This is a genomic window from Pseudomonas sp. TE12234 (assembly GCF_054061835.1).
The window spans coordinates 779,814-797,714 of record NZ_JBSSEP010000001.1 but is presented as its reverse complement, the minus strand read 5'-3'; the positions used below and the strand labels follow the sequence as shown (position 1 = coordinate 797,714).

Below are 17,901 nucleotides of genomic sequence, written 5' to 3'. Positions count from 1 at the left end.
ATTATTTTCAGAAGTTTTCAAGGAATCCTTAACAACTTCAACCACTTGCGCTTTCGATCTCTCGTCAGCGGGAGGCGAATTCTACAGCGTTACTCGCTGCTGTCAACACCTCTTTTTCAACTTCCTTCGCGCTTCGATGACCTGAAGCAACCTGCTGCCGAAAACTGCGTAACTCATTGTTTATCAAGGAGTTTTCCGTTTCGACTGCGCCGGAAGTGGGGCGAATTATAGGCTTCTAAAATTCGCCGTCAACCCCTTATTTAAGGTTTATTCGGATTTGAGCGTAATTCGCGCAAATGCCTTCTTTCCCGCCTGGCAAACATGGGTTGCACCCAGCGCGTATATAAAGGTGCGATCAACAACCTCGCCATCGATACGCACACCACCAGAGCCGAGCAGATCCCGAGCGACCGCCGAGTTCTTCACCAGACCTGCCTTATTGAGGACGGCAGCGATCGGCATATCCTCAGCTGCAGTTAACTCGATCTCCGGCAGATCGTCAGGCAGCTCACCATCTTTCATACGGTTGCCGGCTGCGCGATGAGCATTGGCCGCAGCCTCCTCACCATGGAAGCGCGCAACAATCTCTTCCGCCAACTTGATCTTGATATCACGCGGATTAGCGCCCGCCTCTACATCAGCGCGGAAAGCATTGATCTCATCCATGGAGCGGAAGCTAAGCAGCTCAAAGTAACGCCACATCAGCGCATCCGGAATGGAGACCAGCTTGCCGTACATGACACCCGGCGCCTCCTGGATACCCACGTAATTGCCCAACGACTTGGACATCTTCTTTACGCCATCCAGACCTTCAAGCAACGGCATGGTCAGAATGCATTGAGCCTCCTGACCGTAACTACGCTGCAGCTCGCGCCCCATCAACAGGTTGAACTTCTGGTCGGTACCGCCCAGTTCGACATCCGCACGCAAGGCAACCGAGTCGTAACCCTGAACCAGTGGATAGAGGAACTCGTGAATGGCGATTGGCTGATTGGTCGTGTATCGCTTGTCGAAGTCATCGCGCTCGAGCATGCGAGCTACGGTGTACTGCGAAGTCAGGCGAATGAAGTCGGCCGGCCCCATCTTGTCCATCCACGTGGAGTTGAATGCCACCTCGGTTTTAGCCGGATCAAGAATCTTGAAGACCTGGGTCTTGTAGGTCTCGGCGTTTTCGAGCACCTGCTCACGGCTCAGCGGGGGACGCGTGGCGCTCTTGCCGCTGGGATCACCGATCATCCCGGTGAAATCGCCAATCAGGAAGATCACCTGGTGACCCAACTCCTGGAACTGGCGCAGCTTATTAATAAGCACGGTATGCCCCAGGTGCAAATCCGGCGCAGTCGGATCGAAGCCTGCCTTAATACGCAGCGGCTGGCCGCGCTTGAGCTTTTCAATCAGCTCGGACTCGACCAACAGTTCTTCCGCACCACGTTTGATCAGCGCTAGCTGCTCTTCAACCGACTTCATAACAGACCCGCAAGGCTCAGATTCAAAGGGACCCAACCATACAAGATCGCGCGTCAAATACAAGGTTTGCCCGGCGCACGGACGCCAATCCACGAACAGAGCGTCCGCAGACTTGCTTCAGAGATGATTTGGTTATATTTTATACAGTTATTTCATCTTCATCATGTCATTCATCTTTTCCAATTCATCTTTTTCAAAGTCAAAAAATCACTTATGACCAAAGAATCGTCTAAAGCGCCACCGCTTTACCCGAAAACCCATCTGCTCGCAGCGAGTGGCATTGCCGCCCTCCTGAGCCTGGCGCTTCTGGTATTCCCTTCCAGTGATGTTGAAGCCAAAAAGACGACCCTGAGTCTTGAACTGGAAAGTCCTGCTGAACAACTGACACAAGAACAAGACGCTACCGAAGCCGTTCAAGCCACAAATGAGCCGGTTACTTCCCCTTTTGCGCAGATCGACAACAGCGCAGAAGACACTCAGGAAACCGCTCAATCCGCGCCAGCGCCTGCACCCGCGCCGGCCGCGGTAGAAAAGAAGGCACCCAACCACAGGGAAGTGATCGTCGGCAAGGGCGATACCCTCTCCACCCTGTTCGCGAAAGTCGGCCTTCCAGCCGCATCGGTGCATGATGTGTTGGCCAGTGACAAACAGGCCAAACAGTTCAGTCAGCTCAAGCACGGACAGAAACTCGAATTCGAGTTGGGCCCCGACGGCCAGCTGAACAACCTGCACAGCAAGGTCAGCGACCTCGAAACCATCACCCTGACCAAGAACAACAAGGGCTATACGTTCAACCGCATTACCGCCAAGCCGACTGTACGATCCGCCTACGTACATGGCGTGATCAACAGCTCGCTGTCGCAGTCCGCTGCTCGTGCCGGCCTGTCCCACAGCCTGACCATGGATATGGCCAGCGTATTTGGCTATGACGTCGACTTCGCCCAAGACATTCGCCAGGGCGACGAATTCGATGTGATTTACGAGCAAAAAGTCGTCAATGGCAAAGCTGTTGGCAACGGTCCGATCCTGTCCGCGCGCTTCACCAATCGTGGCAAAACATACACGGCTGTGCGTTACACCAACAAACAAGGCAACAGCAGCTACTACACTGCTGAAGGCAACAGCATGCGCAAGGCGTTCATCCGTACCCCGGTGGACTTCGCCCGCATCAGCTCTAAGTTTTCCATGGGCCGCAAGCACCCGATCCTGAACAAGATTCGCGCCCACAAAGGCGTCGACTATGCAGCGCCACGCGGCACGCCAATCAAGGCGGCTGGTGACGGTAAAGTATTGCTGGCCGGGCGCCGCGGTGGCTATGGCAACACCGTGATCATTCAGCACGGAAGCACCTACACGACGTTGTATGGCCACATGCAAGGCTTTGCCAAAGGCGTGAAAACCGGTGGCAGCGTCAAACAGGGTCAGGTCATCGGCTACATCGGCACCACCGGACTTTCGACCGGACCGCACTTACACTACGAGTTCCAGGTCAATGGCGTTCACGTCGATCCACTGGGCCAGAAGCTGCCGATGGCTGATCCAATCGCCAAAGCCGAGCGCGCCCGCTTCCTCGCACAGAGCCAGCCGCTGATGGCGCGCATGGACCAGGAAAAGGCCACCATGCTGGCTTCGAGCAAGCGTTAAGCCATGTCGCTCTATATAGGCGTGATGTCCGGAACCAGCCTTGATGGCCTGGACATTGCGCTGATCGAGCAAACCCAGACGATCAGGCTGATCGCCACGCACTACATTCCCATGCCCGACACCCTGCGCACCGAGCTACTTGGCCTGTGCGCCAGCGGACCCGACGAGATAGCCCGCTCCGCCATTGCCCAGCAAAACTGGGTGGCGCTCGCAGCGCAGGGCATTCACGCCCTCCTTGCACAAGAACAGCTCAAACCCCAAGACATTCGAGCGATTGGCAGCCATGGCCAGACCATTCGCCACGAGCCCGCGCGGGGCTTTACGGTACAGATCGGTAATCCGGCCCTGCTGACGGAGCTGACACACATCACAGTGGTCAGTGATTTCCGCAGCCGTGATGTGGCCGCTGGCGGGCAAGGCGCCCCACTGGTGCCGGCCTTCCACGAAGCCTTGTTTGAAGAACGGACCGGCAACCGAGCTGTGCTCAACGTCGGCGGCTTCAGCAACCTCAGCCTGATTGAGCCGGGCAAGCCTGTCGCCGGCTTCGACTGCGGCCCGGGGAATGTGCTGCTGGACGCGTGGATTCATCACCAGCGCGGTGACAATTTCGACCGGAACGGCCAATGGGCTGCCAGCGGGAAAGTCGAGCCAGTGCTATTGAAAGCGCTGCTCAGCGACCCATTCTTCTTGACCAAAGGACCGAAGAGCACCGGCCGGGAAGTGTTCAACTTGCCATGGCTGATGCAGCACCTGGCACAGCTGCCAACCTGCGCTCCCGAAGACGTGCAAGCGACGCTGCTTGAGCTGACAGCTCTAACCATCGTCGAATCCCTGCAAAGCGCCCAATCGGACACCCAGGAGCTGCTGGTCTGTGGCGGCGGCGCACATAACACCACGCTGATGAACCGATTGGCCAACCTGCTGCCAGACTCAACCGTCAGCAGTACTGCGGCTTACGGTGTCGACCCTGACTGGGTGGAAGCCATGGCTTTCGCCTGGCTGGCCCACTGTTGCCTCGAAGGCATCGCAGCCAATCGCCCGAGCGTCACCGGTGCCCGCGGTTTGCGTGTATTGGGCGCGATCTACCCCGCATAAACGCCCCACAGCAAAACGCCGCAGAGCCCTGAGGCTTTGCGGCGTTTAGTAATGCAAGCGTGCTGATCAGATCGAGAACGAAGACCCGCAGCCACAGGTTGTGGTTGCATTGGGGTTCTTGATGACGAAGCGCGAACCTTCCAGACCTTCCTGATAATCAACCTCGGCCCCGGCCAGGTACTGGAAGCTCATCGGATCGACAACCAGACTCACACCTTCGCGCTCGACGATGGTGTCGTCATCGGCCACTTCTTCATCAAAGGTAAAACCGTACTGAAAACCTGAACAACCGCCGCCCGTAACGAATACGCGCAGCTTCAAGCGATCATTCCCCTCTTCATCGACCAGGCTCTTCACCTTGTGCGCGGCACCGTGGGTGAATTGCAAAGCCGTGGGGGTGAAGGATTCGACGCTCATGCTGACTATCTCCCGGCGTTACGCCGCCATAATGCGTGATGACGCGCATTATCCGCTTCTCCTAGAAAAGCGGTCAACTATTGTTATGGTATATCAACCAATCCAATCGCTAGCCCGGAATGCAAAAAGGCCCGTTCAACGGGCCTTTTTACTCGGTGCTACAGCACCTTACGGCAACATGCCAGCGTGAGACAGGCCAAGGCGCTCATCCAGTCCGAACAGGATGTTCATGTTCTGCACCGCCTGACCCGACGCACCTTTGACCAGGTTGTCGATCACCGACAGCACTACCACCAGATCACCGTCCTGTGGCCGATGTACTGCAATGCGGCAGACGTTGGCGCCACGCACGCTACGGGTTTCCGGGTGGCTACCGGCTGGCATTACGTCGACGAACGGTTCGTTGGCATAACGCTTTTCGAACAGCGCCTGCAGATCCACCGAACGATCCACCACAGTCGCGTACAGCGTGGAGTGAATGCCACGAATCATCGGTGTCAGATGCGGAACAAAGGTCAGACCGACATCCTTGCCTGCAGCACGCCGCAGCCCCTGGCGAATTTCTGGCAAGTGGCGGTGACCTTTGACGGCGTAGGCCTTCATGCTTTCCGATGTCTCGGAGTACAACGAACCGACGGCAGCACCACGACCGGCACCGCTGACGCCGGACTTGCAGTCGGCGATCAGGCGCGAAGCATCGGCCAGACCAGCTTCAAGCAACGGCAGGAAACCCAGTTGCGTGGCGGTTGGGTAGCAACCCGGTACCGCAATCAGGCGCGCTTTTTTGATCTGCTCACGATTGACTTCCGGCAAGCCGTAAACCGCCTCATCCAGCAACTCCGGTGCACCGTGCGGCTGGCCGTACCACTTGGCCCATTCATCAGCATCTTGCAGACGGAAGTCAGCCGACAGATCGATGACCTTGGTCCCCGCCGCCAGCAACTCACCCGCCAGGGCATGGGCAACACCGTGTGGAGTGGCGAAGAACACCACATCGCAGGCACCCAGGGTCTTGATGTCCGGAACGGTGAACGCCAGGCCGTCGTAGTGGCCTCGCAGGTTCGGGTACATGTCGGCCACGGCCAGGCCGGCCTCGGATCGGGAAGTGATGACTACCACTTCAGCTTGCGGATGCTGTGCCAACAGACGCAGCAGTTCGACACCGGTGTAACCCGTGCCGCCGACGATACCGACCTTGACCATAAACCTGCCCTCAACGAACCCACTGGAAAGCCGTCGATAATAGGGGCCTGGCGCGCCTGCGACAACCGGCAAGGTGACGTATGGAGCCTCAAGCCTCTACTATCCCGGCTACCGTGAATCTGGGAATAACTAAAAATGCTTTATCTGTGGCTCAAAGCTTTTCACATCATCAGCGTCGTGTGCTGGTTTGCCGGTCTGTTTTACCTGCCGCGCCTGTTCGTCTATCACGCTCAAAGCGAGGACACCGTCAGCAAGGAACGCTTCAGCCTCATGGAGCGCAAGCTTTACCGCGGCATCATGGGCCCGGCGATGATCGCGACGCTGATTTTCGGTGGCTGGCTGATCAGCCTCAACCCTGGCGCTTATTTCAGCCAGGGTGGCTGGATGCACGCCAAACTGACCCTGGTGGTTCTGCTTATCGGCTACCACCACATGTGTGGCGCTCAGGTGAAGCGCTTTGCCCGTGGCGAAAACACCCGTAGCCATGTCTTTTATCGCTGGTTCAATGAAGTGCCGGTTCTGATATTGCTGGCTATCGTCATTCTGGTCGTTGTTCGGCCGTTCTAAATCCAACAGGCACAACTCACCGGGGTACTTCCCATGTCGCTGCCCGCTCTGCTTGAACAACGTCTACGCCTGCCCGTGGTGGTGGCGCCGATGTTCCTGATTTCCAATCCGCAACTGGTGCTCGCCTGCTGCCGCAACGGGGTAGTGGGCAGTTTTCCTGCGCTGAATCAGCGCGAGAGCAGCGGCTTCAAAGCCTGGCTGGAAGAGATCGAAGCCGGGCTGGCAGCGTTGGAAAGTCCCGCGCCCTACGCGGTGAACCTCATCGTGCACAACAGCAATCCGCGACTGCAGGCGGATCTGGCGATCTGCATCGAACACCAAGTGCCGATTGTGATCACCAGCCTCGGCGCAGTGAAAGAAGTGGTTGACGCCGTGCACAGTTACGGCGGCCTGGTATTCCATGACGTGACGACGCGCCGCCATGCCGAAAAAGCCGCCGAGGCTGGCGTGGATGGGTTGATCGCCGTGGCCGCCGGTGCCGGTGGGCATGCCGGAACCTGGAGCCCGTTCTCTCTGATCGCCGAGATCCGACAATTCTTCGACAAGACATTGTTGTTGGCCGGATGCCTGAACCATGGGCACGAAATCCTCGCCGCCCAATTGCTCGGTGCGGATCTGGCCTACTTCGGCACGCGATTTATCGGCACTGCCGAAAGCCATGCGCCTGACGCCTACAAGGAAATGCTGCTGTCGTCCAAGGCGGCAGACATCATCCATACTCCAGCCGTGTCGGGTGTACCGGCGAGCTTCATGCGCCAAAGCCTGGAAGCCGCCGGGTTTGACATGGCAGCGCTGCAAAACAAGGGTGAGGTCAACTTCGGCTCCAAGCTCAAGCCGATCAGCGATGAAGCCAAAGCCTGGAAAACCGTATGGTCCGCAGGCCAGGGCGTGGGGGGAATCGATGATTTACCCAGCGTTGACCAATTGGTGGCGCGGCTCGACGCGGAGTATCGCAAGGCACTGGAACAGGCCGCACAACTGCCCAGACGCTGGCCACGCTGAAAAAACCGGGCCATCCTCCCTTGGCTGGCCCTGCACATCACCCTTAAAACACTCGCGACAAGGATGCCTCGGCAATGAGCGACAACCGTTTCAAGATCGTCTTTGACGGCACGCTACTGCCAGGTGTTGATATCAACACCGCCAAACTCAATCTCGCCGCACTTTACAAAAGCGAGGTTGCCGCCATCGAGCGCCTGTTCAGCGGTCAACCCGTCGCACTCAAACGTGATCTGTCACAGATTGACGCGCAGGCCTACCTGCAAGCCCTGAAGAATGCCGGCATAGATGCCCGCCTCGAGCCAGAACCGGCGATCGAACTGAATCTCTCCGAAGTCCGTGACCACGTCGGCGCAGTAACAGAACCCGACTCCCCCTACACTCCGCCGCAGGCTGAGGTCGCTGAGCCCGTGCCCGAGTACGCGCCGCTCAAGCCATTCGGCGTCGAAGGACGCATCGGACGCCTGCGGTTTCTCGCATGGTCCATGGTGCTGTGCCTGCTGGCGATGACTGTGGCCAGCGTATTTGCCCTGATCGGTCTGGCACTCGTCAGCACCGATTCGACCGCCGGCCTGATCATGGGCGGCATTCTGGCTTTCATCCTGGGCGTGGTGTTCCTGATCGCCAGCGTCCTGATCAGCATTCAACGCCTGCACGATATCGGCTGGTCAGGCTGGCTCTGGTTGCTGAACCTTGTACCGTTCGTGGGCAGTTTCTTTCCGCTGTTGCTGGTGGCTTTACCGGGAACCAGCATGACCAACCGTTACGGCGCACCTCCACCGCCCAACAGCACGGCGGTCAAGGTACTGTCGTCGTTATGGCTCGTATTGATTGCCCTGATGATCGTCGGAGCATTGGCGGGCGGTATCTCGGCCATTCAGGATGCATACGAAAACACCCTCGAAAGCAGCTACCAAAGCGGCACGATCACCACCGACGAGATCGACATCGAGGTCGAACCGACACCAAATTCCACCGACGATGCAGCCGAACAAGCCCTGCCCCCTGTAGACTCTGCGCAAGAATGAACAGCGCTCCCCGCCCATGACACCTGCGTCGCGGCGCGGAGCTGTTGCGATGGAGAACTGCATGACCCGTTACGCTCTGATCACTGGCGCTTCCAGCGGCATCGGCCTGGCGATGGCCGAAGCGCTGGCCCGGCGTGGCCGCAGCCTGATTCTGGTTGCCCGCCAGCGTGATCAGCTGGAAAGTATTGCGATTGAACTGACCCAACGTTTTGGTGTGGAAGTATTGTTCCGCGCCTGTGACCTGGGCGAACCGTTGCGCCTGTCGGGGTTCCTGCTGGAACTGGAGGAAGGCGACCGGCAGATCGATTTGCTGGTCAATTGTGCCGGTATCGGCACTTGCGGCCCGTTCCTGGCCCAGGACTGGATGACCGAGCAGGACCTGATCGAAGTGAACATTCTGGCGCTGACCCGCCTGTGCCACGCCATCGGTAACAGTATGGCGCTGCAGGGCGGTGGACAGATTCTGAATGTTGCCTCGCTTGCGGCGTTCCAGCCCGGTCCCTGGATGAGCACTTACTACGCCAGCAAGGCTTACGTGCTGCATTTTTCCGAAGGCCTGCGTGTCGAGCTGAAAAAATGCGCGGTCAACGTGTCCGTGCTCTGCCCTGGCCCGACGCGCACGGGCTTTTTCCGCACCGCACAACTCAACACCGACAAACTGGCCAAGAGCAAACTGCTGATGAGCCCGGAAGAAGTCGCGCTCTATACCGTGCGGGCCCTGGAAAAAAATCGCGCAATCATCATTCCGGGACGCCGCAACCGCTGGCTCGCCGCCCTGCCCCGCTTCGGCTCGCGGTGGTTGACCCGAACAATCGCTGGCATGGTCATCAAGGCTCACTGCCCACGCTGATCGACCTGACAGGTAAAAGGCTGGGCTCGGACACACCCCATGAGTACACTCAGGCCAGCCCAAACAACGGAGAAAACAGCTGTGGATACTCTGTTCACCAAGATCATCAACCGGGAAATCCCGGCGAAGATCATTTACGAGGACGACCAGGTACTGGCCTTCCACGACATCGCCCCACAGGCACCCGTGCATTTTCTGGTGATCCCGAAAAAACCGGTGCGCACCCTGAACGACCTGACCGAGGACGACAAGGCATTGGCCGGGCATATCCTGTTCACAGCCCAGCGCCTGGCCAAGGAACTGGGTTGCGAAGACGGCTTCCGCGTCGTCATGAACTGCAATGAACTGGGTGGCCAGACCGTCTATCACATTCACATGCATGTGCTGGGTCAGCGCCAGATGCACTGGCCGCCGGGCTGATTTCGTAAAACCTGCAGGAGCGAGCTTGCTCGCGAAGCCGCAGTGGCAGCCAATACAGTCGTTGGATGTCAGCGCCTCTTCGCGAGCAGGCTCGCTCCCACAGAGGCATCACAGCATTGTCACAACCCCAGCCCCACACTGACCCAGCGCAAACCTTCCCCGGCCGATTGAGTTAAACTGGCCGCCGAGATTCCCCCCGGAGGTCAGCATGACTACCCAACGTCACTACTCGCCAATTGACCGCCTTCTGCTGCAAGCCGATGCCGCGATGCGTACTTTGCTGCCCTTCAGTGGTCAGCCGTACCGTCCGTCGCCTGCCATCGTGCAGCCGGATGCGAAGATGAGCGACGAGGACACCCGGCACGTCGCCGGCCTGATGCGTATCAACCACACCGGTGAAGTTTGCGCCCAGGCGCTGTACCAGGGTCAGGCCCTGACCGCCAAGCTGCCGAAGGTGCGTGAGGCCATGGAGCATGCCGCCGAAGAAGAAATCGACCACCTGGTCTGGTGCGAACAGCGCATTCATCAGCTGGGCAGCCACACCAGCATTCTCAACCCACTGTTTTACGGCATGTCGTTCGGGATTGGTGCGGTCGCCGGGTTGATCAGCGACAAAGTCAGCCTGGGGTTCGTTGCAGCGACTGAAGATCAGGTGTGCAAGCACTTGAATGAACACCTTGAGCAACTGCCGGCCGAGGATGAAAAGTCCCGGGCAATTCTCGAGCAAATGCGTCTTGATGAAGAGCAGCATGCCGAGAGCGCACGGGAAGCGGGCGGTTTCCGCTTTCCGGCACCCGTGAAATTCGGGATGAGTCTGCTGGCCAAGGTCATGACCAAGAGCACTTACCGGATCTGACTCCTTTATTACAGGAGCCCGCGCCAGCAATAAAAAAGGCGACTGCCGCAAGGAAGTCGCCTTTTTTTGTGCTCGATGGTCTTAGCTCGACATATTGCGCGCGTAGAAGATTTCGAGCATTTCGTGTTTCACACGCTCGGTCACCTGCGCACGTTGCTCAGAGGACAAGCTGCTGGTCGCATCACCGAACAGGTAGTTATCCAGTTCGAAGTTCTTCAGCAGCATTTTGGTGTGGAACAGGTTTTCCTGATACACGTTCACGTCAGTCATCTGATACGCATCGCGAGTGTCTTTGGAAAGGTAGTTCTGAATCGAATTGATCTCGTGGTCGATGAAGTGCTTTTTGCCTTCAACGTCGCGGGTGAAACCACGCACACGGTAATCCACTGTCACGATATCCGAATCGAACTGGTGAATCAGGAAGTTGAGCGCTTTTAGCGGTGAAATGACCCCGCATGTCGACACGTCGATATCCACACGGAAGGTTGCAATGCCGTCGACCGGATGGATTTCCGGATAGGTGTGCACCGTGATGTGGCTCTTGTCGAGGTGGGCCAGGATAATTTCGGGCAGCGGGCCCGGCGACTCTTCGATCTGGCTGTCAGTCGGGGTCACCGGTTCTTCGGAGATGAGAATCGTGACACTGGCGCCCTGCGGCTCATAGTCCTGACTGGCGATGTTCAGGATGTTGGCACCAATGATATCGACAACTTCTGTGAGGATCTGCGTCAGGCGCTTGGCGTTGTACTCTTTATTGATGTACTCAACGTAGGCCTGCTGGTCTTGCGGGGTTTCCGCGTAGCAGATGTCATAGATGTTGAAGCTCAAGGTCTTTGTCAGGTTATTGAACCCGTGGAGCTTGAGTTTGCTTTTCACCGTTAAGAACTCTCTATGTATGCGGCCCGGCCGCGTGATCAAGCATGCCCGTCAGATGCGAACGACGCAGCTGCGTAGGACGGTTGACACCTCTTTGCAATGGCGATTTGGGTTGTCTGTTCGGGTAAGCGGCCTGTCGCTGGACCGGCCACTGCCCTGAAAAAATTGGCGCATCATGCAGACGTCGGCTTGGCATCAGCAGAGTCTGCACGGCTTTTATGATAGTTGAATGTCGATTCAACCGAGCTCGATGATTTCGTAGTCGTGGGTGATCTCGACACCGGCCGCACCGAGCATGATCGAGGCCGAGCAATATTTCTCGGCAGACAGCTCAATGGCACGCTTGACCTGAGCTTCTTTCAGCCCGCGGCCCTTTACCACGAAGTGCATGTGGATCTTGGTGAAAACCTTCGGATCTTCAGTCGCACGCTCAGCCTCGAGGAAAGCTTCGCAGCTTTCGACCGCCTGGCGGGATTTCTTGAGGATGCTGACCACGTCGAAATTGCTGCAACCGCCGACACCCAGCAGGAGCATTTCCATCGGCCGGACACCCAGGTTACGTCCGCCAGCATCGGGCGGACCGTCCATGACCACGACATGACCGCTACCGGATTCGCCGAGGAACATGGCTTCGCCAGCCCATTGGATGCGTGCCTTCATCGCCAAGACTCCACTGTATAAAAAAGGGTCGCCAGCTTAGCACAGGCCCCGTGATTGACAGCGCTCGCCTTCCTAGGACATAACCTCCAGCGCTGTAGGTAAATTCTCGAATATTGCAAGACGTGTCTGTTAAGCTGGCGCCAATTCGCTGGCGCATAGCCAGCTTGCCGCGGCTTTCGCGTTTCATAAAAAAACCAAACACACCGTGCTGTCTTTTCGGGATACAACCATGGTTGCTATTGCCCCAACCCCCAAGATCAAAAACCTCGACAAGCTGTTGATGCATTGCCAGCGTCGTCGCTATCAGGCCAAGAGCAACATCATTTGTGCCGGTGACCGCTCGGACACACTGTTTTTCATTATCAAAGGCTCGGTCACCATCCTGATCGAGGACGATGACGGCCGGGAAATGATCATCGCCTACCTGAACAGCGGGGACTTTTTCGGGGAGCTGGGCCTGTTTGAACAAGCAGGCCTGGAACAGGAGCGCAGTGCCTGGGTGCGTGCCAAGGTCGAATGTGAAGTCGCGGAAATCAGCTACGCAAAATTTCGTGAATTGTCCCAGCAGGACCCAGACATTCTTTACGTGTTAAGCGGACAAATCGCACAACGCCTGCGTAACACCACGCGCAAAGTCGGTGACCTGGCGTTCTTCGACGTGACAGGACGCGTTGCGCGCTGCCTTCTCGAACTGTGCAAGCAGCCGGACGCGATGACCCATCCGGACGGTATGCAGATCAAAGTGACCCGTCAGGAAATCGGACGGATTGTTGGTTGCTCACGGGAAATGGTCGGCCGCGTGCTCAAGGACCTGGAAGAACGCAACCTGGTGGACGTCAAAGGCAAGACCATGGTGGTCTTCGGTACCCGCTAAGCGCTGAACATCCGCGCCAGCATCAACCGATAGCGTTCATCGAGACGTTCCAACGCGTCGGGTGCCGAGAACTTCTCGTGCAGGGCGATGTGGCTTTCAGCGCGCACTCGCTGATCCAGACCGCATGCCGCGTTGAAGCGATTGACCGCCGCGACCATCGACTCACGCTCGTCATCCAACAGCATTGCACCGTGCACCAGCCCTACCGGGCGCTGGCCACCCTGGCTCTGGCGCCAGCGTTGGGCAGTACCGACCATCTTGCGTCCATCAAGGTTCACGTTGAAACGGCCATCGCAGAACGCGCCTTCGATTTCGCCCAGCGACGAAGTGCCGCCCAGCTCATCGAGCAACTGACAGATCGGATCACACAAGCGCCGGTAACCGGATTCGATGCGATTCAAATCCCCCTCGCTGCGTGGCGGTGCGTAGACCAGCGCAATGTTGATCGTCGACGCCGATTGCGGCACCGGCTCACCGCCGGTTTCACGTAACAGCACTGGCCAGCCGGCAGCGGCGGAGACTTCGCAGGCGTGCTCGAAACCAAGCAGACGATTCAAGCGGCGCGGCATGACCAATGCGCGATCGCTCGGTTGCCAGAACAGCAGGCCGAACTCCGCATCGCCGGCACAAACCGACGCCAGCAAATCCTGTTCGGCTTGCAGGCCGGCTTCAATGGTCAGGGAAACAGGTGAGGTCATAAGGTATTCCGTAGGACACAAAGTCTGTGGCGCGTCTTATGCCGCCATCGCTAGCAGGCTCGCTTCCACAAAGTTTCTGCCAACATCAGAGATTCAATGTGGGAGCGAGCCCGCCCGCGAAAGGTTCGATTCGATCTGCGGGTGATCAGTCGAGTGTAGAACCACTGACAGGAATGCCACGCTCAGGGAAGAACAGGCGCTGCAGTTCGGTGCCCGGGCTTTCGGCGCGCATGAATGCTTCGCCGACCAGGAACGCATAAACGTCGCTGATTTCCATCAACTCGACATCGGCACGGTTGAGGATGCCGCTTTCGGTGATCACCAGACGATCGCGCGGGATCCGCGGCAACAGGTCGAGGGTGGTTTCCAGGCTGACGTCAAAGGTGTGCAGGTTACGGTTGTTCACGCCAACCAGCGGCGTGTCGAGGATTTTCAGGGCCCGGTCCAACTCGTCGCCGTCGTGGACTTCCACCAGCACATCGAGGCCGACGCTTTTCGCCACCGACGCCAGCTCGGCCATTTTCACGTCGTCCAAAGCGGAGACGATCAATAGCACGCAGTCCGCGCCCAAAGCCCGGGCTTCAACGATCTGGTACGGATCAATCATGAAGTCCTTGCGGATAACCGGCAGTTTGCACGCGGCACGCGCCTGCTGCAGGTACTCATCAGCGCCCTGGAAGTAGTCGATATCGGTGAGCACCGACAGACAGGTGGCGCCGCCTTTCTCGTAGCTCCTGGCAATGGCGGCGGGAACGAAGTTCTCGCGGATCACACCTTTGCTCGGCGACGCTTTTTTGATTTCAGCAATGACTGCCGGTTGCTTCAACTTGGCTTGAGCCAGCAAAGCCTTGGCAAAACCACGGGGTGCATCGGCCGCCTTGGCCAGGTTTTCCAGCTCGGCGAGGCTTACGCGAGCGCTGCGCTCGGCAACTTCCTCAACCTTGCGTGCCAGAATCTTTTCCAGAACCGTCGGTACACTCATCCCTCATTCTCCACTTTGAATACCGCGGTAAAGGCACCCAGCTCCTCGAGTTTTTCCCGAGCGAGGCCGGTGTGCAGCGCATCGTGCGCCAAGGCGACACCCTCTTTCAAACTGCTGGCATGGTCGGCGGCGTACAACGCTGCACCGGCATTGAGCATGATCATCTCAGCGGCCTTCTGACCGTTTTCGGTCTTGCGCTTGCCCAAGGCATCGCGAATCAGCTCAAGGGACGCCGCCGGGCTTTCCACCGCCAGGCCATGCAGGCTCTGGCTCTTCATGCCCAAATCTTCCGGCTCGACCCAATACTCGGTGATCTGGTCATCCTTGAGTTCGGCCACATAAGTAGGCGCAGCCAGGCTGAATTCGTCCAGACCGTCCTTCGAATGCACCACCAGCACATGCTTGCTGCCCAGACGCTGCAAGACTTCGGCCAATGGCCGGCACAGGGCCTGGGTGAAAACGCCCACCACCTGATGTTTCACACCGGCCGGATTCGTAAGCGGGCCGAGCATGTTGAACAGGGTGCGCAGGCCGAGTTCGCGGCGCGGGCCAGCGGCATGCTTCATGGCACTGTGGTGAGTCTGGGCAAACATGAAGCCGATGCCGACGTTATCGATGCAGCGCGCCACTTGAACCGGGGTCAGGTTCAGGTAGATACCGGCGGCTTCCAGCAAATCGGCACTGCCGCTTTTACCCGAAACCGCGCGGTTACCGTGTTTGGCCACAGTGCAGCCGGCCGCCGAGACCACAAAGGCCGAAGCGGTCGACACGTTGAAGATGTTGGCACCGTCACCGCCGGTACCGACCACATCGACGACACCGTCGAGGGTCTTGAGTTCGACCTTGTCCGCCAGCTCACGCATGACCGACACGGCACCGACGATTTCATCGATGCTTTCGCTCTTCATGCGCATGGCCATCATGAACGCGCCGATCTGCGCGTCCGTGCATTGCCCGGTCATGATTTCGCGCATCACATCGCGCATTTCCTCGGTGCTGAGGTCGAGCTGCTCGACGATACGGCTCAGGGCTGTCTTGATATTCATGAAAAGTCCTTAGCGCGTGCCGCCAGTTTGTTTGAGGAAGTTCGCGAACAGCTCGTGACCCTGCTCGGTGAGGATCGATTCAGGGTGAAACTGCACGCCTTCGATGTTCAGGGTCTTGTGACGCAGGCCCATGATCTCGTCCACCGAACCGTCTTCGAGCTGGGTCCAGGCCGTCAACTCCAGGCAATCAGGCAGGGTTTCACGCTTGACGATCAATGAATGATAGCGCGTGACCGTCAACGGGCGGTTCAGGCCTTCGAAGACACCTTTGTCTTCGTGGAAAACCGGGCTGGTCTTGCCGTGCATGACCTGGCGGGCACGGACCACATCGCCGCCAAAGGCCTGGCCGATGGACTGATGGCCCAGGCACACACCGAGAATCGGCAGTTTGCCGGCGAAATACTTGATCGCTTCAATCGAGATGCCGGCTTCGGTCGGCGTGCACGGACCGGGAGACACCACGATGCGCTCCGGGTTGAGGGCTTCGATTTCAGCAATGGTGAGTTCATCGTTGCGCACGACTTTGACCTCGGCGCCCAGCTCACCCAGGTATTGCACAACGTTGTAAGTAAAAGAGTCGTAGTTATCGATCATCAGCAACATGGCGTTAAGAACCTCTTGAATTCACTGACTTCTAATGCAGCTTTCGGATGAACCACCCGTTGCGGCCTGCGCTCGATCAGTCGAGGCGGCCGGCATACGGGTCCGTCCATGGGTCAGCTTTCTGGAGTTTGTTCAGCCAGGGCAACGGCGCGGAACATCGCGCGGCGCTTGTTCAGGGTTTCTTCCCATTCCAGCGCCGGCACCGAGTCGGCGACGATGCCGCCACCGGCCTGCACATGCAGCTCGCCGTTCTTGATCACCGCCGTGCGAATTGCAATGGCGGTGTCCATGTTGCCGTTCCAGGCGAAATAGCCGACGGCGCCGCCGTAGACGCCGCGCTTGACGGGCTCCAACTCGTCGATGATTTCCATCGCTCGAATCTTCGGAGCGCCCGACAAGGTGCCCGCCGGCAGGATTGCCCGCAATGCGTCCATCGCCGTCAGCCCGGCCTTCAATTGCCCGGTGACGTTGGACACGATGTGCATCACGTTGGAATAACGCTCGATGACCATTTTCTCGGTGAGTTTCACCGAACCGATTTCCGAGACCCGACCGGTGTCGTTACGACCCAGATCAATCAACATCAAGTGCTCGGCAATTTCCTTGTCGTCGGACAGCAGATCTTTTTCCAGCGCCAGATCGGCCTCTTCGGTCGCCCCACGCGGACGGGTGCCGGCAATCGGGCGCACCGTGATCAGGTTGTCTTCGACCCGCACCAGCACTTCCGGCGAACTTCCGACGACGTGGAAGTCGCCGAAGTTGAAGAAGTACATGTAAGGCGTCGGGTTGAAGCAGCGCAGCGCGCGGTACAGGTCGATGGGGGCGGCCTTGAAATCGATCGACATGCGCTGGGACGGCACAACCTGCATGCAGTCGCCAGCCAGGATGTATTCCTTGATGGTGTCGACGGCTTTTTCGTAATCGTCCTGGGTAAAGCTGGAGCGGAACACCGGATCGGCCGCTTGTTGCTTACTGAAGTCCAGGCCACGGCGTGGAGTGATCGGCTGACGCAGTTTTTCCAGCAGTTCTTCCAGGCGTGCGCGACCTTGCTCGAAGGCGTGTTCCTGTGCCGGGTCGGCCAGGACGATGGCGTGCATCTTGCCGGCGAGGTTGTCGAACACCACCACCGCGTCGGAGACCATCAGCAGAATGTCCGGCACGCCCAGCGGATCCGGGTTCGGGCATTTGCCCAAACGCTTTTCCACATAACGTACGCAGTCGTAGCCGAAGTAACCCACCAGGCCGCCGTTGAAACGCGGCAGACCGGCGATGGTCGGTACGTTGTAGCGGGCCTTGAAGGTTTCGACGAAGGCCAGCGGGTCTTCCACGTCGTGGCTTTCAGTCTCCACGCCATCGACGGTCACGCTGACGTGATGGTCGTGAACCCGCAGCACGGTGCGGCACGGCAGGCCGATGATCGAGTAACGGCCCCACTTTTCGCCGCCCTGTACCGATTCCAGCAGGTAAGAATTAGGCTCGTCGGCCAGTTTCAGGTAGATCGACAGCGGCGTGTCGAAGTCGGCCAGGGTTTCGCAGGCAAGCGGGATGCGGTTGTAGCCGGCAGCGGCCAAACGCAGGAATTCTTCGCGGATCATGATGTGCCTCGTGGTTTGAGG

19 protein-coding genes are annotated in these 17,901 nt (G+C 58.3%); 9 read left to right on the top strand and 10 right to left on the bottom strand.

Annotated elements, in window-relative coordinates; all coding sequences use genetic code 11:
• Positions 1-267: 267 nt before the first annotated feature.
• Positions 268-1,467: a tyrosine--tRNA ligase gene (tyrS, locus tag ACVWYU_RS03690; RefSeq protein ID WP_457371907.1), complete on the bottom strand. Its 1,200-nt coding sequence runs from the start codon at positions 1,465-1,467 to the stop codon at positions 268-270.
• Between the two features lie 213 nt (positions 1,468-1,680).
• Here tyrS and ACVWYU_RS03685 point away from each other — a divergent pair, with 213 nt between their 5' ends.
• Both ACVWYU_RS03685 and ACVWYU_RS03680 read left to right on the top strand, forming a co-directional pair.
• Positions 1,681-3,111 carry a peptidoglycan DD-metalloendopeptidase family protein gene (locus ACVWYU_RS03685; RefSeq protein ID WP_247258134.1) on the top strand — a complete coding sequence of 477 codons (1,431 nt, stop codon included), beginning with the start codon at positions 1,681-1,683 and terminating at the stop codon, positions 3,109-3,111.
• Positions 3,112-3,114: 3 nt separating this feature from the next.
• Positions 3,115-4,206 carry an anhydro-N-acetylmuramic acid kinase gene (locus ACVWYU_RS03680; RefSeq protein ID WP_457371906.1) on the top strand — a complete coding sequence of 364 codons (1,092 nt, stop codon included), beginning with the start codon at positions 3,115-3,117 and terminating at the stop codon, positions 4,204-4,206.
• Between the two features lie 66 nt (positions 4,207-4,272).
• Here the strand turns inward: ACVWYU_RS03680 and erpA are convergent, their stop codons facing one another.
• Positions 4,273-4,623 (bottom strand): iron-sulfur cluster insertion protein ErpA, encoded by a 351-nt coding sequence (gene erpA, locus ACVWYU_RS03675; RefSeq protein WP_007906865.1) that lies wholly within the window; start codon positions 4,621-4,623, stop codon positions 4,273-4,275.
• A 168-nt stretch (positions 4,624-4,791) separates the two neighbouring features.
• Positions 4,792-5,826 (bottom strand): N-acetyl-gamma-glutamyl-phosphate reductase, encoded by a 1,035-nt coding sequence (gene argC / locus ACVWYU_RS03670; protein ID WP_247258132.1) that lies wholly within the window; start codon positions 5,824-5,826, stop codon positions 4,792-4,794.
• A 135-nt stretch (positions 5,827-5,961) separates the two neighbouring features.
• On the opposite strand from argC, the gene hemJ reads away from it, so the two are divergent.
• The 6 genes from hemJ to coq7 all read left to right on the top strand — a co-directional run bounded on the left by hemJ (position 5,962) and on the right by coq7 (position 10,546).
• Complete coding sequence (gene hemJ, locus ACVWYU_RS03665; protein ID WP_090325662.1) at positions 5,962-6,393, top strand: protoporphyrinogen oxidase HemJ; 432 nt, start codon at positions 5,962-5,964, stop codon at positions 6,391-6,393.
• Between the two features lie 33 nt (positions 6,394-6,426).
• Complete coding sequence (locus tag ACVWYU_RS03660) at positions 6,427-7,395, top strand: NAD(P)H-dependent flavin oxidoreductase (RefSeq protein ID WP_390957402.1); 969 nt, start codon at positions 6,427-6,429, stop codon at positions 7,393-7,395.
• Positions 7,396-7,469: 74 nt separating this feature from the next.
• Positions 7,470-8,420: a DUF805 domain-containing protein gene (locus ACVWYU_RS03655; protein ID WP_457371905.1), complete on the top strand. Its 951-nt coding sequence runs from the start codon at positions 7,470-7,472 to the stop codon at positions 8,418-8,420.
• Positions 8,421-8,481: 61 nt separating this feature from the next.
• Positions 8,482-9,270 (top strand): SDR family NAD(P)-dependent oxidoreductase, encoded by a 789-nt coding sequence (locus tag ACVWYU_RS03650; RefSeq protein ID WP_090325668.1) that lies wholly within the window; start codon positions 8,482-8,484, stop codon positions 9,268-9,270.
• An 81-nt stretch (positions 9,271-9,351) separates the two neighbouring features.
• Positions 9,352-9,690: a histidine triad nucleotide-binding protein gene (locus ACVWYU_RS03645; RefSeq protein WP_047534088.1), complete on the top strand. Its 339-nt coding sequence runs from the start codon at positions 9,352-9,354 to the stop codon at positions 9,688-9,690.
• 208 nt (positions 9,691-9,898) lie between these two features.
• Positions 9,899-10,546 carry a 2-polyprenyl-3-methyl-6-methoxy-1,4-benzoquinone monooxygenase gene (gene coq7 / locus ACVWYU_RS03640; RefSeq protein WP_090325671.1) on the top strand — a complete coding sequence of 216 codons (648 nt, stop codon included), beginning with the start codon at positions 9,899-9,901 and terminating at the stop codon, positions 10,544-10,546.
• Between the two features lie 81 nt (positions 10,547-10,627).
• Here the strand turns inward: coq7 and speD are convergent, their stop codons facing one another.
• Together speD and ACVWYU_RS03630 are read right to left on the bottom strand one after the other, a co-directional pair.
• Positions 10,628-11,422, bottom strand: coding sequence for an adenosylmethionine decarboxylase (speD, locus tag ACVWYU_RS03635; RefSeq protein ID WP_247258129.1), 795 nt, complete (start codon positions 11,420-11,422; stop codon positions 10,628-10,630).
• Positions 11,423-11,659: 237 nt separating this feature from the next.
• Complete coding sequence (locus ACVWYU_RS03630) at positions 11,660-12,082, bottom strand: OsmC family protein (RefSeq protein WP_008061600.1); 423 nt, start codon at positions 12,080-12,082, stop codon at positions 11,660-11,662.
• Positions 12,083-12,311: 229 nt separating this feature from the next.
• On the opposite strand from ACVWYU_RS03630, the gene crp reads away from it, so the two are divergent.
• Positions 12,312-12,956 carry a cAMP-activated global transcriptional regulator CRP gene (gene crp / locus ACVWYU_RS03625; protein WP_247258128.1) on the top strand — a complete coding sequence of 215 codons (645 nt, stop codon included), beginning with the start codon at positions 12,312-12,314 and terminating at the stop codon, positions 12,954-12,956.
• Here the strand turns inward: crp and ACVWYU_RS03620 are convergent.
• From ACVWYU_RS03620 to trpE, 5 genes are all read right to left on the bottom strand, one after another.
• Positions 12,953-13,654: a lipoate--protein ligase family protein gene (locus ACVWYU_RS03620; RefSeq protein ID WP_457371904.1), complete on the bottom strand. Its 702-nt coding sequence runs from the start codon at positions 13,652-13,654 to the stop codon at positions 12,953-12,955. The genes crp and ACVWYU_RS03620 overlap by 4 nt on opposite strands.
• Positions 13,655-13,799: 145 nt before the next feature.
• Positions 13,800-14,636, bottom strand: coding sequence for an indole-3-glycerol phosphate synthase TrpC (trpC, locus tag ACVWYU_RS03615; RefSeq protein WP_390957405.1), 837 nt, complete (start codon positions 14,634-14,636; stop codon positions 13,800-13,802).
• Entirely contained in the window at positions 14,633-15,682 is a 1,050-nt protein-coding gene (trpD, locus tag ACVWYU_RS03610; RefSeq protein ID WP_247258125.1) for an anthranilate phosphoribosyltransferase, read from the bottom strand. Before trpD ends, trpC begins: the two co-directional genes overlap by 4 nt.
• Positions 15,683-15,691: 9 nt before the next feature.
• The gene (locus tag ACVWYU_RS03605; protein ID WP_090325683.1) at positions 15,692-16,285 is read right to left on the bottom strand and encodes an aminodeoxychorismate/anthranilate synthase component II; all 594 of its coding nucleotides are present in this window, start codon (positions 16,283-16,285) and stop codon (positions 15,692-15,694) included.
• Between the two features lie 113 nt (positions 16,286-16,398).
• Positions 16,399-17,880: an anthranilate synthase component I gene (gene trpE, locus ACVWYU_RS03600; protein ID WP_247258124.1), complete on the bottom strand. Its 1,482-nt coding sequence runs from the start codon at positions 17,878-17,880 to the stop codon at positions 16,399-16,401.
• Positions 17,881-17,901: the final 21 nt, after the last annotated feature.

Bases quoted from the DNA above. Each gene is read 5' to 3' on its own strand.
- tyrS (WP_457371907.1), bottom strand. From the start codon at position 1,467: ATGAAGTCGGTTGAAGAGCAGCTAGCGCTGATCAAACGTGGTGCGGAA.
- ACVWYU_RS03685 (WP_247258134.1), top strand. From the start codon at position 1,681: ATGACCAAAGAATCGTCTAAAGCGCCACCGCTTTACCCGAAAACCCAT.
- ACVWYU_RS03680 (WP_457371906.1), top strand. From the start codon at position 3,115: ATGTCGCTCTATATAGGCGTGATGTCCGGAACCAGCCTTGATGGCCTG.
- erpA (WP_007906865.1), bottom strand. From the start codon at position 4,623: ATGAGCGTCGAATCCTTCACCCCCACGGCTTTGCAATTCACCCACGGT.
- argC (WP_247258132.1), bottom strand. From the start codon at position 5,826: ATGGTCAAGGTCGGTATCGTCGGCGGCACGGGTTACACCGGTGTCGAA.
- hemJ (WP_090325662.1), top strand. From the start codon at position 5,962: ATGCTTTATCTGTGGCTCAAAGCTTTTCACATCATCAGCGTCGTGTGC.
- ACVWYU_RS03660 (WP_390957402.1), top strand. From the start codon at position 6,427: ATGTCGCTGCCCGCTCTGCTTGAACAACGTCTACGCCTGCCCGTGGTG.
- ACVWYU_RS03655 (WP_457371905.1), top strand. From the start codon at position 7,470: ATGAGCGACAACCGTTTCAAGATCGTCTTTGACGGCACGCTACTGCCA.
- ACVWYU_RS03650 (WP_090325668.1), top strand. From the start codon at position 8,482: ATGACCCGTTACGCTCTGATCACTGGCGCTTCCAGCGGCATCGGCCTG.
- coq7 (WP_090325671.1), top strand. From the start codon at position 9,899: ATGACTACCCAACGTCACTACTCGCCAATTGACCGCCTTCTGCTGCAA.
- ACVWYU_RS03630 (WP_008061600.1), bottom strand. From the start codon at position 12,082: ATGAAGGCACGCATCCAATGGGCTGGCGAAGCCATGTTCCTCGGCGAA.
- crp (WP_247258128.1), top strand. From the start codon at position 12,312: ATGGTTGCTATTGCCCCAACCCCCAAGATCAAAAACCTCGACAAGCTG.
- ACVWYU_RS03620 (WP_457371904.1), bottom strand. From the start codon at position 13,654: ATGACCTCACCTGTTTCCCTGACCATTGAAGCCGGCCTGCAAGCCGAA.
- trpC (WP_390957405.1), bottom strand. From the start codon at position 14,636: ATGAGTGTACCGACGGTTCTGGAAAAGATTCTGGCACGCAAGGTTGAG.
- trpD (WP_247258125.1), bottom strand. From the start codon at position 15,682: ATGAATATCAAGACAGCCCTGAGCCGTATCGTCGAGCAGCTCGACCTC.
- ACVWYU_RS03605 (WP_090325683.1), bottom strand. From the start codon at position 16,285: ATGTTGCTGATGATCGATAACTACGACTCTTTTACTTACAACGTTGTG.
- trpE (WP_247258124.1), bottom strand. From the start codon at position 17,880: ATGATCCGCGAAGAATTCCTGCGTTTGGCCGCTGCCGGCTACAACCGC.